The following is a 14,695-nucleotide window of genomic DNA, read 5'->3' on the forward strand; positions in this document are numbered from 1 at the left end:
TCTGTAGTACATAATAACAGGGAGTTACCCGATTTTTTCCTGCTCAGCCGCAGCATTGTGCGTGATAAACATCGCATCGCCATAACTGAAAAAACGGTATTGCTCCGCCACTGCCTGCTGATAGGCGCTCATGGTATGGTGATACCCGGCGAAGGCTGAAACCAGCATGATCAACGTGGATTCAGGCAGGTGAAAGTTAGTCACCAGCGCATCGATCACCCGATAGTGGTAACCGGGATAGATAAAAATGCGGGTATCACCAAAAAAAGGGGAAATCAATCCATCCTGGCTGGCCTGCGCCGCACTTTCCAGCGAACGGACTGACGTGGTGCCAACAGCAACAACCCGATTGCCTCGCGACTTACAGGCCAATACCTCATCCACCACATTCTGTGGTACTTCAGTGTACTCCGCGTGCATGATGTGCTCTTCGATGGTCTCGACCCGTACAGGTTGGAAAGTACCAGCCCCGACATGCAAAGTGACAAACGCCATCTTCACACCCTTGGCGCACAGAGCAGCCAGCATCGGTTCATCGAAATGCAATCCAGCAGTAGGTGCGGCTACCGCACCTGGTCGCAGGCTGTAAACCGTCTGGTACAGCTCCCGATCGCTTTCTTCATCAGGGCGGTCAATATAAGGCGGCAACGGAATATGGCCGATATCATTAAGGATGGTCAGCACATCGCGCGCGTCATCAAAGCGAATCTCAAACAAGGCATCGTGACGGGCCAGCATCGTTGCACGTACGCTCTCATCTTCACCGAGAATCAGCACCGCATCGGGTTTCGGCGCCTTAGACGCACGAACATGTGCCAGTACACGGTGTTCATCCAGCACTCGCTCCACCAGCACTTCCAGTTTGCCACCGCTGGCTTTACGACCAAACAGGCGAGCCGGAATGACTCGAGTATTGTTGAAAACCAGCAGATCGCCAGCATCCAGTTTGTCCAATAGATCGGTAAACACGCCATGCGTTATCTTCCCTGTCGGCCCATCCAGCGACAGTAAACGACAACCACTGCGTTGTGGCTGTGGATAATGGGCAATAAGAGATTCAGGAAGTTCAAACGAAAAATCGGTAACACGCATGACAATTCACTTAGCTTTTCGACATAGTAAAAAAAGAGGCGGCCTAGTCTAGAGCCGAGAGAGGATGGCTGCAAGAAATAAGCAAGGAATACAGATAAATTGCACTATACTGGGCACATGAATTTTCTCGCGCACCTCCATCTGGCCACACTGTCCAACAGTTCTCTGATCGGGAATCTGATGGCTGATTTTGTACGGGGTAATCCCCAGGAACATTATCCGTCTGACATTGTGGCAGGCATCCGATTGCATCGTCGCGTCGATGTCCTTACCGACAGTCTGCCTGAAGTACGGGAAGCCTGCCGCTGTTTCAGTGCGGACTATCGCCGAGTCGCCCCGATCACACTCGATGTTCTGTGGGATCATTTTCTGTCACGGCATTGGTCGACACTGGAACCTACGACCTTGCTGGATAACTTTATTACTACGGCGCAATTGCAAATAGTCCCTCATTTGTCCCAAACGCCAGATCGCTTCCAGAACCTAAACCGTTATTTATGGCCGGAACGTTGGCTGGAGCGCTATGCAGAGCTCCCCTTCATCGCCGATGTACTGCATCGGATGTCAGTGCGTCGCCCGCGTCTGGCCGCACTTTCTGGCTCTTTTAGCGATATTGAACGTCACTACCACCAATTTGAAACATTATTCTGGCAATTCTATCCTCGTATGATGCAGTTGGCGAAAACGGGTCAACTTTAGATCTTAAGCTGGTCTGCTATAGTTTTGTCGATACTGCTTGCCCTTTTAGACAAAGGGATTAATTTAAGTATCAGGGTTAAATACCAATTGATTCGATAGGCAAAAGCTATCTCATTGATTGGTCGCTTTATCTTTATTCACTAGTATGGAGTCCCTATACTTACTAACGTTTTCTACATCAATCCATCATTCACAATTATTTACAGGAGTAATTATGGTCCTGGTAACTCGCCCAGCCCCCGACTTCACTGCTGCAGCTGTTTTAGGAAGCGGAGAAATTGTTGAAAATTTCAACCTGAAAAAGCATATCAGTGGTAAACCTGCTGTGATCTTCTTCTGGCCGATGGATTTCACTTTCGTTTGCCCTTCCGAGCTGATCGCATTCGATCACCGCTATGAAGAGTTCCAGAAACGTGGTGTTGAAGTTGTTGGTGTTTCTTTCGATTCTGAATTCGTACATAACGCCTGGCGCAAAACGCCGATCGATAAAGGCGGTATCGGCGAAGTGAAATATGCAATGGTCGCAGATTCTAAACGTGAAATTCAGAAAGCATATGGTATTGAACATCCAGATGCCGGCGTGGCACTGCGCGGTTCTTTCCTGGTTGACAAAAATGGTGTTGTCCGCCATCAGGTTGTTAACGATCTGCCGTTAGGCCGTAACATCGACGAAATGCTGCGTATGGTTGACGCATTGCAGTTCCACGAAGAGCATGGCGAAGTATGCCCGGCTCAATGGGAAAAAGGCAAAGCCGGTATGGGTGCCTCCCCTGATGGCGTAGCTAAATATCTGTCTGAAAACGCGGCCAAGCTGTAAGAAACAACTTCTTCCGGTTATTCGTTTTTATCAGTGTTAAAAAGCCAATTGCTAACGCAATTGGCTTTTTTCTTATCTTTAAGATTTATCTAACGGAAAATACCTGACAGCAGCAATGCCGTTATCAGCAGGTAGCTGTTTCAAGTTTTTTGCGACGTTGATAAATGGCATAGCTTAGCAGCAGCATAACTATCCACAGCACCCCGACATACAGAGAAATTCGGGTATCAGGGAAATAACCAATCAATCCAATGATAAAAATCAGGAAAACCACCCCGACAGCAGAGGTGACAGCGCCACCACGTAACGGGAAGGCCAGTGCTTTTGTTTCTTCACGGCTGAGTTTGCGACGAAAGGCGATTTGAGAACACAGGATCATAATCCACACCCATACCGTCGCGAAGGTTGCCAGAGAGGCGATCACCAGAAAGACTTTTTCCGGCATGATGTAATTCAGGTACACCGCCACCAACAACGCCATGGTCATCACTACTACTGTCACCCAGGGAATGCCATGTCGTGAAAGTCGGGTAAAGATCCTGGGCGCTTGTCCTTGTTCCGCCATACCGTGCAACATACGTCCTACACCAAAAACATCGCTGTTAATCGCGGAAAGCGAGGCAGTAATCACCACAAAATTCAGAATACCCGCTGCGGCGGTAATGCCCATATGCTGGAACGTCAGCACAAACGGGCTACCGTTAGTCCCTACCTGATTCCATGGATAGATGGACATAATCACGAATAGTGTACCGACATAAAATACCAGAATACGCCACGGTACTGAGTTGATGGCCCGTGGAATCGATTTACGAGGGTCTTGCGCTTCCCCAGCGGTAATACCGATAATTTCGACACCGCCATAGGCAAACATCACCATCTGTAGTGAAATAATCATTCCCATAACCCCATGGCTGAAAAAACCACCGTTGGACCACAGGTTATGAATACCGGTCGATTCGCCCCCATTGCCGATTCCCCAGACGATAATACCGACGCCGGCGATGATCATGACAACAATGGTTGCCACTTTGAAGAAGGACAACCAGAACTCCAATTCACCAAACACCTTGACGTTCATCAGGTTGATCGCACCGATGATCATCACCACGCTCAGCACCCATACCCAGTGTGGGACATCGGGAAACCAGACGCTCATGTAGATGCCAAAAGCGGTAACATCGGCAATCGCAACGATCAGCATCTCAAAACAATAGGTCCAGCCGGTGATATATCCCGCCAACGGCCCAAGGTAATCCAGGGCGTAACGTGAAAAAGAACTGGCCTGGGGGTTATTGACCGACATCTCCCCCAAGGCGCGCATGATAATGTAGGCCACCACGCCCCCAATCAGATAAGCCAGCAACACGCTGGGTCCCGCCATCTGAATAGCGCTGGCTGAGCCATAGAACAAGCCGGTACCAATCGCCGAACCTAAAGCGATAAAACGGATGTGCCGCGCACTTAACCCACGCTTGAGCTTGGATTGTTGTTCCATAAATAAGCAACCCTGTTTTACAAACGAAAAAACCACAGGCGCTTGCCTGTGGTACAAAATTCAAACAATCACAACTTAAAGATGCACCCTGACTTCCTGATGACCAGACACCCGGTCGTAAATAATCGCCACCAGCAACACCGCCATGGATGGCGGCAGCCAGGCCAACCCTTGTTCACTCAACGGCAAATGCAATAACCACAGTGGCAGCAACGGCTGGAAGGCAGACGATTTTACACCATCAACCATGCCAAATAACAGGCTCACCAACATCACCGGCGCGATAATATGCGCACTGTTATTCCACCAGCGAAGCGTAAAACTCAGTAAAACCAGCACGATACAGGGCGGATAAATCGCCGTCAGCACCGGAATGGACATTTGAATCAAGTGGCTCAATCCCAGATTAGACACCACCATTGAAAACAGCCCCAGGGTGAAAACCAGTGTACGGTAGGAAAAAGGCAGATACTGGGAAAAAAACTCCGCACAGGCGCAAGTCAGCCCTACCGCGGTCACCATGCAGGCAGTAAAAATCAGCAATGCCAGAAAGCTACTGCCCATATTACCAAAGGTGTGCTGAACATAAGCATGCAGAATTTCAGCCCCATTCTGCGCTTCCGGCACCAAAACACCGCTGTTCGATCCCAACTGGAACAGACTCAAGTAAACCAGTGTTAAACCAACACCCGCAATCAACCCCGCCAGCATGGTGTACCGGGTAAGCAGGGCAGCATCGACAACCCCTCGGGAACGGGCGGCGTTAACTATTACAATACCGAATACCATCGCCCCCAGCGTATCCATAGTGAGATAACCATTAATAAACCCGCTGGAAAAAGGCACATGCTGATAGATATCAGTAGCCGGAATGGGAGCACCGACAGGCCACAGTAGCGCCGCCACACCCAATATCGTCAGAGCGATAATTTTTACCGGTGCCAGAATATGACCGACAGTATCCAGCAAACGTCCCGGATACAGGGAAATCCCGATGACAATCGCAAAATAGATCAGGCTATATATCAGTAGCGGTGTGGTGCCCTCACCCACCAACGGTGCAATACCTACTTCAAACGATACTGTTGCGGTACGAGGGGTTGCAAACAATGGACCGACGGCCAGGTAGCATACCGTCGCCAGCACAACGCCGGCTTTCTTGCCAATCGGACTGCTCAAGGTATCGATACCACCGCCAACCCGTGCCAAGGCAATAATGGTTAGGACCGGTAGCCCAACGGCAGTGATCAAAAAACCGAGTGCGGCGATCCAGACATGTTCTCCCGCCTGTAAACCCACCATCGGGGGGAAAATGATATTCCCCGCGCCGACAAACAGGGCAAAGGTCATAAAACCCAATGCCATGATATCTTTGGACGTTAAACGATGACTCATAGTTATGTCGTGTTGCCTGTATAAACTCGCTAAAAAAGAAAAAACCGGGTAGAAAAATCAGCGACACCAGATTTTCATTCGGGCAATGTGCAGAATTATTGAAATAATTGATTGGCGTATATATCCATCATCTTTCAAGTTGCAGATGCGTTAGCTGCGCTCAGTTACCTGACTGCCGTCTTCCTGCATCGTGCAATTTATTGGATATAGCCACAATGGGGGCTAAGTAAAGCGTTTATAGCGAAAAAATACAATACTTGATCTAAAAAGCAGAATATTAAACTAAATTTAATTATCAAGATGGCATATTGAGTTAATTTAGGACAATCGACCAATACATGATTTGTGCATCATAAGAATATTTAGTGCAATAAAATCCCATTAAATACTTAAATTGTACAAAATAAAACCATAACCAAAACTTATAGAAATAAAAAACGCCGGCGAAATATGCCAGCGTTATAACAAACATAAACGGGTACTGAATCACCACACACGCTGGGCGATATCGACCACTAGTTTCAGCTTGTTCCACTGAGCGTCTTCGCTCAGGCTGTTGCCCTCTTCTGTTGACGCGAAGCCACACTGCGGACTCAGACAAAGCTGTTTTATGTCAACATATTTTGCCGCTTCAGCAATACGACTTTCTACATCCTGTACATTTTCCAATTCGCCATTTTTAGTCGTGATAAGCCCCAGTACAACTTGTTGGTGTCCCGGCTTGATATAGCGCAACGGCTCAAATCCCCCCGCACGCTCCGAGTCATACTCCAGAAAGAAAGCATCGACATTCACTTCACCAAACAGGGTTTTGGCCACCGGTTCATAGCCCCCTTCGGAAATCCAGGTCGAACGGAAATTCCCCCGGCAAACATGCAGCCCGATAATCAGATCGTCTGGTTTGCCAATCAACGCTTTATTCAGCACATCCGCATAAATACGGCATAGTTGTTGTGGATCTTCACCACGTTCACGGATTTGACGCTTCTGATCGTCAGAACACAGATAGGCCCATACCGTGTCATCCAGTTGCAAATAACGGCAACCTGCATCATAAAACGCTTTAATGGCATCACGCCAAGTCTGTGCCAAATCGTCAAAGTAGGTGCCCAGATCGGGGTAAATAGTGCTATCAATAGCCTTACGACCGCCACGAAAATGCATCACGCTTGGACTGGGTATGGTCATCTTCGCCACCGCATCGCCCGCAATAGCGTGCAGATAACGGAAGTCTGCCAGCATGGGATGCTGTGGGTTGAAACTCACTTTACCGGTTACTTTTATGCCACGGGACTTGGTCTGAATACCGTTGAACTGAATGCCTTGCTCGGCTTCATAACGCTCAACACCGCTCAACCCTTCAAAAAAATCGAAATGCCACCAGGCACGACGAAATTCACCATCAGTCACCACCTGCAATCCGGTGTTCCGCTGCAACTCAACCGCACGCAGAATTTCCTGATCTTCTATGTTCCGCAATTGAGCGGCGTCAATCTCACCAGCCTGAAACTGCTCACGGGCCTGTTTAATTGCTGCGGGACGCAACAAACTACCGACCACGTCGGCACGAAACGGAGGAAGTGTTTGTGTCATGTTTTGCTCCTGACAGCCTGTTGACAGCGCAATTACTGTCACAGAGTTATAGTTTCATTATAAAATAATTACGCCGCTGTATTTAATGGACATCTAGACGGCTAAAAGTGAGGGCATATTGGCATGAGTATTAATCAAGGACAAGGGAGTAATTTTCACATCACATGAAATAAATTCATCTTTCCGTGACAAATACTCATGAATGTATAGCGAGGTTGGGTACCATAAACAACACCGAGCAGCAACAACATAGCTGCGGCGGCATGGTAGCGGATTTCATCAGGTATTTCCGTCAGGCTAACGGTTTAGCCGTATTTTGGTTCAGGGCGGAAGACACTATTAACCGGTTTGGCAGGGTAAACATAAAGCGAGAACCAATACCTTCCTCGCTAATAACTTCCAGCCTGGAGTCATGATGGCCAAGGGCGTGTTTCACGATAGCCAGCCCCAGTCCACTCCCCCCGGTCTGGCGGGAACGGGCTTTATCCACACGATAAAACCGCTCGGTCAGGCGAGGTAGATGTTTGGGGGCAATACCTGGCCCGTTATCGCTCACCTGAAACTGTGCGCCCGATGGCGTCTGTTGCCAGCACACCTCAATACGGGTTCCCTTCGGCGTATGATTCACCGCGTTATACACTAAATTAGAAACCGCGCTGCGCAGCTGATCTTCATTACCGAACACTTTTAATTGTTCATTAACACGAAAAATGATCTCATGGCGCCCTTGACTCAGCGTCTCCGCTTCACGCTGTAACACCCGCAGCATCAGCGGAATGTCCACTTCCTCGCTCAGATCGATAGCGGTTGCCGCCTCGATGCGGGATAGCGTAAGCAGTTGTTTAACCAGGCCATCCATCCGCCGCGTCTGCTCCTGCATGGTATTGAGCGCCTTTGCCTGTAAAGTGGCATCCAGCGATTCATCACTCATCATTTCCAGATAACCTTGTAACACTGTCAATGGTGTACGCAGCTCGTGACTGACATTAGCAAAGAAATTACGGCGGGCACCTTCAAGCTGACGCATTTGCGTCACGTCGCGAGCCACTATCAGCAGTTGTCCCTCTGAATAGGGCATCACGCGGAACTCGACATGGTACGAATTATTCAACAGCAACATCAGCGGCCCACTGAAGTCCCGTAACTGCATATATTCGGTAAATTCAGGATAACGCAGTAAATTGAGAATATTTTGACCATTATCCTCTGGCCAACGAAATCCCAGTAGATGCTGGGCCAACCGATTACACCAGATCATGGTGCCTTCTTCTGTGGTGATCACTACCGCGTCAGGTAGTGACTCAGCGCCGCTGCGAAAACGTTTGATCAACAGAGCCAGTTCGCGCCGACGTCGACGGTTGCGCAACTGCATCTGATAAAGACCATAAAACAGCGGTTCCCAGCTCCATCGACCGGGAGGTGGCGTCATGCTGCGGTCAATCCACAGCCAATGAGAGAGTTTAAGCTGATTGTAAAAATTCCAGCATAAAGCCGCCAGAACAAAGACCAGAAGAAACCAGGGCAGATAACCAAAAATCAGCCCAAGCAACACAGCAGGAGTACAAAAAAAAGCCAGCTCCAATGCCAGCTTTTTCCAGGATAAACGTTCTAGCACGTTAGAAAATCTCCCAAACTAACGCTGTCAGTAACGCGTCGAGAAACGATAACCGGTTCCACGAACGGTCTGCACCATTTTGTCATGCCCACTGGTCTCCAGCGCTTTACGAAGACGGCGGATATGAACATCAACAGTACGATCCTCAACATAAACGTTAGTGCCCCAAACATGATTCAGCAACTGTTCACGACTATATACCCGTTCAGAGTGCGTCATAAAGAAATGCAGCAATTTAAATTCAGTTGGCCCCATATCCAGCGCGTACTCATCCGTCGTCACTCGATGTGAAGAAGGATCAAGGCTTAACCCGCGCATTTCAATCACTTCATCCACCGCCATGGGTGAAATCCGACGCATCACAGCCTTGATACGCGCTACCAGTTCCTTGGGGGAAAATGGTTTGGTAATGTAATCATCCGCACCGACTTCAAGCCCACGCACCCGATCTTCTTCTTCTCCGCGCGCGGTAAGCATCATTACCGGAATATCCCGGGTCAGTGTTTCACGTTTCATGTGCTTGATGAATTGCAGGCCTGAACCGCCAGGCAGCATCCAGTCAAGCAGAACCAATTCAGGGTATGGTTCAGTCAGCTGGTTTATCGCGCTATCATAATCTTCCGCCTCAACTGGCTGATAACCGTTCTGTTCCAGCACAAAGCACACCATTTCACGGATAGGCGCTTCATCTTCCACAACCAAAATACGTCTTGCCATCGTTAATCCTGCCATTAATCATCGCTATTAGCGTGCGGAATGCATTATGCGTCACTTTTGTGACAGATTTATGAACAGAAACCTGCCCCCGGATACACTCTTCTGGTCTGATTTAACCTGACGTAATTACTGCTATTCTTTGCGACAGCACTAAACTGACCACCTATAATCGCCGATGATAACTATTACATACCCCATCAGCAGGGAGTTTCATGCGAATTATTCACACTTCTGACTGGCATCTTGGTCAATATTTTTATACCAAGAGCCGTGCCGCTGAACACCAGGCCTTTCTACGCTGGTTGATTCATCAAGTTCAACAACACGATGTGGATGCAGTAATAGTAGCAGGTGACATTTTCGATAACGGAACCCCGCCCAGCTATGCACGGGAGATATATAACCGTTTTGTCGTGGATTTGCAGCACACCGGTTGCCAGTTGGTGATACTTGGCGGAAACCATGACTCAGTGGCCACGCTGAACGAATCCCGTTCCCTGCTGGCCTGCCTGAACACGCAGGTCATCGCCAGCAGCGATAACGATATTGACCGGCAAGTGCTGGTACTGAATAACCGTCAGGGAGAACCGGGTGCCCTATTGTGCGCCATTCCTTTCTTGCGTCCGCGCGATTTGCTAACCAGCCAGGCTGGCCAGTCTGGTGCAGATAAACAGCGAGCGCTGCTGGACGCCATTGCCGAACATTATCAGCACTGCTACCAGGTTGTCTGTCAGCGACGTGATGAGCTGGGATTACCCTTGCCCATCATTGCTACTGGTCACCTCACCACTGTCGGTGTCACAACATCGGATTCAGTGCGTGATATTTATATTGGCACGTTGGAAGCCTTTCCAGCTCAACTCTTTCCCCCCGCCGATTATATTGCCCTCGGACACATTCACCGCCCTCAACGAATCGCAAAGACCGAACACATTCGTTATAGCGGCTCCCCCATCGCATTGAGCTTTGATGAGTTGAATCACGAAAAATCCGTTTATCTGGTCACGTTTGACCAAGGATCACTCCACACTGTCGATACATTGACCATCCCAGAAACACAGCCGATGCAGTTGATCAAAGGCGATTTGGTAGAAATTGAACGTCGCCTGAACGGATTCAGGGAGTATCAGGGAGCATCGCCAGTCTGGCTGGATATTGAAGTCGCCACACAGGACTACCTGAATGACATTCAGAAACGGATTGAAGAACTGACGGTGGGGCTACATGTTGAAGTGCTGCTACTGCGCCGGGCGCGGGAACAACATTTACAAATGCTGATACAACAGGAAAAAGAGACACTGAACGAACTGAAACCAGAAGAGGTCTTCGAACGGCGCCTGGCGTTGGAGCCCGACCTGGAGACACCACGTCGACAACGACTTCAGACACTGTTTACACAGGTCATGCATGACATCGAACAGGATGAACACCGGCAGGAGGACAAGGTATGAAAATACTCAGCCTGCGTTTAAAAAACCTCAACTCGCTACAAGGCGAGTGGAAAGTTGATTTCACCCGCGAACCTTTCGTCAGTAATAGCCTGTTTGCCATCACCGGGCCGACCGGTGCTGGTAAAACCACACTGCTCGACGCCATCTGTCTGGCGTTATATCACCAGACACCGCGGCTGAAAGTGACACCCACTCAGAATGAACTGATGACGCGACATACCGCTGAGTCGCTGGCCGAAGTTGAATTTGAAGTCAAGGGTATTGCCTATCGAGCCTTCTGGAGTCAACGTCGGGCCCGTAATTCACCGGAAGGGAATCTACAACCACCGAAAGTCGAGCTAGCCCGGTGTGCCGACGGTAAAATTCTGACAGAAAAGATCAATGACAAGCTGGCAATGATTGCCGATATCACCGGCCTTGATTTCGACCGGTTCACCAAATCCATGCTGTTATCCCAGGGGCAATTCGCCGCTTTCCTCAACGCTGACGCCAACGAACGGGCAGAATTACTGGAAGAGCTGACAGGTACGGAGATTTACGGCCTCATTTCCGAACGGGTATTTGAACAGCATAAAGAAGCACAGGTTCAATTGGATACATTCCGCGCACGCGCCAGCAGCATCGAACTGCTAAGTGATGAACAGCGTGCGGAACTGGAACATCAGTTGTCAGCACGACAACAACGAGAGCAGTCACTGAGTCTACAACGTGATGAAATCCTCGCACATCAGCGCTGGTATGAAACACTGGCGCAATGTCAGCAGGCGCTCACTGCCACGCAACAGCAGCGCAGTCAGGTAGAGCAGATGCAACAACAGGCTCGACCACAACTGGAACGATTGGCGACAAGTGCGCCAGCGGAAAAATTACGCCCTCTTTATGATACGCAAGAACGATGTCAACGTGAAAAAACGTTACTGGCCCAGCACATTACTGACTTGACTGACCAGTTGATCAACCAGCAATCCGTCGTGGCTTTACTGAAATCACAAGCCGAAAAAGCGATAGTGGCGCAACAGGAACATGCCGATTACCGTCAGCAACAGGAAACCCTGATCAACGAACAAGTCCTACCGCTGGACCTCCATATCGCCACGCAACAGGAGCAACGCAACCGGTATCAGCACGCGCTAGAGCAACAGCGTAACCAACAGAAAGCCGCTATCGGCAAGCTAGAGCAATTACGTCAGCAGTATCGCCAAACCCAGGAACGGTTAAGGCAAATTGACATTTACCGACAGCAAAACCTGATGTATCAACACTGGGGAAGCCATATTCCGCTTTGGCAGGCCCAGTTCCCACAGCAACGGAAACTATTACAGGAACTGCTGATACTACAGGACAGACTTGCACAACAGCAGGAGCAGTCAGAACATCTGCAACGTCAGCAGGTAAAGCTAATCGAAAAACGTGATGCACAGCAGGCCGCCACCGGACGAGCGCAGCAGTTACTCGGACAACATCAGCAACACCACCAGCAACAAGAACAACAGCTGCCAGTAACGACGCTTCAGCAGCAGCTTGTCCAACTCACCACTCAGCGGCCGCAACGGCAACAACTCTCGACCAGCACCACAGTCCTGCACCGATTGTCCAACCAGTATCAATTGTTGGATGCACAGCAACAGGACTCTCAACACCGCATCGAGCAGTTGGAAGCATTACAGTTACGACAACGTCAGGAGTATCAACGACAGGCCCAACACCTGATCGATTTAGATAAACGCTATGAACTGGAACAGCGGATTGCCAGTCTTGAAAACGAACGAAGTCAATTGCAGCCGGGTAAAGAGTGTCCATTGTGTGGTTCTACACATCATCCGGCAGTTGAACGCTACCAGACACTGCGCGTTTCAGAAACCCAGAATCGACTGCATGCCCTACGTCAGGAAGTGGAAACACTGAAGGCGGCAGTGATACAAACAGAAACGCAGCTACAGTTATTGCAGCAACAGCGTCAACAACAACAAACTGCACTGTTAAATGTTTCTCAGGAACATGAGGCACTACAACAGGAATGCCAAACGCTAAGTGAACACTTACTTGTAAACTTCAACCCACAGCAGCCAGAAACACTTATCACCTGGCTGGAACAGTGTGATGAGCAGGAACGGTCACTCCAGTCCCAGATTACAGAACGAGAGCAAAATCAGCACCAGATACAGAAAAGTAAGGATTTACTGACCGCAGCCAATCAGCTATTGCAACAAACGGAACAGCAGATGGCGTTGAATATCCAGCAGCAACGCATGCTGGAAACCACGCATATCGAATTGCAACAAACTCGGGAAAAGGTCGAGCAGGAACAAAATCGACTGCACCAATCCATCACGCAATCACTTACGCGTTTCGGTCTGCCAATTCCCGATGCTGACGAGCAAGAATCATGGCTTGGTCAACGTCAGATGGAGTGGCTGCGATGGCAGGAGAACGAGCACGAACAACATCAGCAAACCCCTCTGTTATCGTCACTGAATACCGAAATTGAAGGTGATGAACGGCGTTTGCGTGAAATAGACGAAGTCATCAAAACACAACAACAGCAATTGACGGAAACGGAGCAGTCGCTGGAACAGGCTCAACAGACCCGCTGGCAGTTATTCGGCAATAAACAGGTCAATGACGTTCTTGGGCAATTGCGTCAGCTCAGTCAGAAGCATGAACAATACCGTCAGAAGTCTCAGGCACAATGGCAGCAAGGACAGTCTGCGTTCAGCCGTCTTACCGGTGAAAAAGGCAGTCTGGAACAGCAATATCAACGAACACAAGCAGCTTATCAGCAGGCAGTACAGCATTTTGATACTGCGCTGCAACAGAGCCAGTTTGAGAATCAAGACGCATTCAAACGCGCGCTGTTGGACGAAGCCGAGCGTAACCAGCTTATGGCGTTGAAAGAAAAAATCAGTCAGCGGCAGCAGCAGGTTGAGGCATTGCATCAGCAGGCGGAACTGGCGCTGGCACAGCACCTGGCCGGAAAACCTGATTCATTGTCAGAAGACATTAACCCGTCAGATATCAATCAAACGCTCGCTGGATTGAGCAATGAGCTTAAAACCGAAGTTCAACGACAGGGAGAGTTGCGTCAACAACTGGCCAGTGACCAGCAACACCGACTCAAACAACAGGTATTGCTGGATGATATTACCAAAAGCCAGCAAGGATGCGACGACTGGGGTTATCTTAACCACCTGATTGGCTCGCAAAAAGGCGACAAATTCCGCCGTTTTGCCCAGGGATTAACACTGGACCATCTGGTCTATTTGGCCAACCGCCAACTTTCACGCCTGCATGGCCGTTATCTGCTGCAACGTAAAGCCTCTGACACGCTGGAGTTACAGGTAGTAGATACCTGGCAGGCGGACGCCGTTCGGGATACGCGAACCTTGTCCGGCGGGGAAAGTTTTCTGGTCAGTCTGGCGCTGGCGCTGGCGCTCTCCGATTTGGTCAGTAACAAAACACGCATTGACTCGCTATTTCTGGATGAGGGCTTCGGTACGTTGGATGGTGAAACGCTGGATTCCGCGCTGGATGTACTGGATAACCTGAATGCCTCTGGCAAAACGATTGGCGTAATCAGCCATGTTGAGGCGATGAAAGAGCGAATTCAGGTACAAATTCGGGTAAAAAAACGCAACGGTCTGGGCATCAGCCAACTGGACAGTGAGTATGCAGTGAAATAACAACTTGCGGGCCACGATATCCCCAATGCCGTGGCCCGATTCAACACTCGCGACACGGGAAACGACGACATACGCTGACCGTGAATCCGTTATGAGACTATTTTATCTTACTTTCCCCCACTGCAATTCGTTATCATG

The 14,695-nt window shown here is 49.4% G+C and carries 10 protein-coding genes; 4 read left to right on the top strand and 6 right to left on the bottom strand.

Annotation, left to right across the window (positions count from 1 at the left end; translation table 11 throughout):
* Nucleotides 1-24: 24 nt before the first annotated feature.
* Nucleotides 25-1,092: a tRNA preQ1(34) S-adenosylmethionine ribosyltransferase-isomerase QueA gene (gene queA / locus CWC46_RS19110; protein ID WP_021014946.1), complete on the bottom strand. Its 1,068-nt coding sequence runs from the start codon at nt 1,090-1,092 to the stop codon at nt 25-27.
* 117 nt (nt 1,093-1,209) lie between these two features.
* Here queA and CWC46_RS19115 point away from each other — a divergent pair, with 117 nt between their 5' ends.
* A complete protein-coding gene (locus CWC46_RS19115; protein ID WP_021014945.1) occupies nt 1,210-1,791 on the top strand; it encodes an acyl carrier protein phosphodiesterase in 582 nt (193 codons plus the stop codon).
* 214 nt (nt 1,792-2,005) lie between these two features.
* Nucleotides 2,006-2,608: a peroxiredoxin C gene (locus tag CWC46_RS19120; RefSeq protein WP_021014944.1), complete on the top strand. Its 603-nt coding sequence runs from the start codon at nt 2,006-2,008 to the stop codon at nt 2,606-2,608.
* Nucleotides 2,609-2,732: 124 nt separating this feature from the next.
* Here CWC46_RS19120 and proY read toward each other — a convergent pair whose 3' ends face one another.
* From proY to phoB, 5 genes are all read right to left on the bottom strand, one after another.
* Nucleotides 2,733-4,106, bottom strand: coding sequence for a proline-specific permease ProY (proY, locus tag CWC46_RS19125; RefSeq protein ID WP_021014943.1), 1,374 nt, complete (start codon nt 4,104-4,106; stop codon nt 2,733-2,735).
* A 75-nt stretch (nt 4,107-4,181) separates the two neighbouring features.
* Entirely contained in the window at nt 4,182-5,501 is a 1,320-nt protein-coding gene (gene brnQ, locus CWC46_RS19130; protein WP_021014942.1) for a branched-chain amino acid transport system II carrier protein, read from the bottom strand.
* 486 nt (nt 5,502-5,987) lie between these two features.
* The gene (locus CWC46_RS19135) at nt 5,988-7,094 is read right to left on the bottom strand and encodes a cobalamin-independent methionine synthase II family protein (RefSeq protein WP_021014941.1); all 1,107 of its coding nucleotides are present in this window, start codon (nt 7,092-7,094) and stop codon (nt 5,988-5,990) included.
* A 292-nt stretch (nt 7,095-7,386) separates the two neighbouring features.
* Nucleotides 7,387-8,709 carry a phosphate regulon sensor histidine kinase PhoR gene (phoR, locus tag CWC46_RS19140; protein WP_021014940.1) on the bottom strand — a complete coding sequence of 441 codons (1,323 nt, stop codon included), beginning with the start codon at nt 8,707-8,709 and terminating at the stop codon, nt 7,387-7,389.
* A 27-nt stretch (nt 8,710-8,736) separates the two neighbouring features.
* The gene (gene phoB / locus CWC46_RS19145) at nt 8,737-9,426 is read right to left on the bottom strand and encodes a phosphate response regulator transcription factor PhoB (RefSeq protein WP_021014939.1); all 690 of its coding nucleotides are present in this window, start codon (nt 9,424-9,426) and stop codon (nt 8,737-8,739) included.
* Nucleotides 9,427-9,638: 212 nt separating this feature from the next.
* On the opposite strand from phoB, the gene sbcD reads away from it, so the two are divergent.
* Both sbcD and CWC46_RS19155 read left to right on the top strand, forming a co-directional pair.
* Nucleotides 9,639-10,877 carry an exonuclease subunit SbcD gene (sbcD, locus tag CWC46_RS19150; RefSeq protein WP_021014938.1) on the top strand — a complete coding sequence of 413 codons (1,239 nt, stop codon included), beginning with the start codon at nt 9,639-9,641 and terminating at the stop codon, nt 10,875-10,877.
* The gene (locus CWC46_RS19155; protein ID WP_021014937.1) at nt 10,874-14,557 is read left to right on the top strand and encodes an AAA family ATPase; all 3,684 of its coding nucleotides are present in this window, start codon (nt 10,874-10,876) and stop codon (nt 14,555-14,557) included. The genes sbcD and CWC46_RS19155 overlap by 4 nt, the downstream gene beginning before the upstream one ends.
* Nucleotides 14,558-14,695: the final 138 nt, after the last annotated feature.

The organism is Prodigiosinella confusarubida (assembly GCF_002847015.1).
Lineage (GTDB): Bacteria > Pseudomonadota > Gammaproteobacteria > Enterobacterales > Enterobacteriaceae > Prodigiosinella > Prodigiosinella aquatilis.

Bases quoted from the DNA above. Each gene is read 5' to 3' on its own strand.
- CWC46_RS19155 (WP_021014937.1), top strand. From the start codon at position 10,874: ATGAAAATACTCAGCCTGCGTTTAAAAAACCTCAACTCGCTACAAGGC.
- sbcD (WP_021014938.1), top strand. From the start codon at position 9,639: ATGCGAATTATTCACACTTCTGACTGGCATCTTGGTCAATATTTTTAT.
- brnQ (WP_021014942.1), bottom strand. From the start codon at position 5,501: ATGAGTCATCGTTTAACGTCCAAAGATATCATGGCATTGGGTTTTATG.
- CWC46_RS19135 (WP_021014941.1), bottom strand. From the start codon at position 7,094: ATGACACAAACACTTCCTCCGTTTCGTGCCGACGTGGTCGGTAGTTTG.
- CWC46_RS19115 (WP_021014945.1), top strand. From the start codon at position 1,210: ATGAATTTTCTCGCGCACCTCCATCTGGCCACACTGTCCAACAGTTCT.
- queA (WP_021014946.1), bottom strand. From the start codon at position 1,092: ATGCGTGTTACCGATTTTTCGTTTGAACTTCCTGAATCTCTTATTGCC.
- proY (WP_021014943.1), bottom strand. From the start codon at position 4,106: ATGGAACAACAATCCAAGCTCAAGCGTGGGTTAAGTGCGCGGCACATC.
- CWC46_RS19120 (WP_021014944.1), top strand. From the start codon at position 2,006: ATGGTCCTGGTAACTCGCCCAGCCCCCGACTTCACTGCTGCAGCTGTT.
- phoB (WP_021014939.1), bottom strand. From the start codon at position 9,426: ATGGCAAGACGTATTTTGGTTGTGGAAGATGAAGCGCCTATCCGTGAA.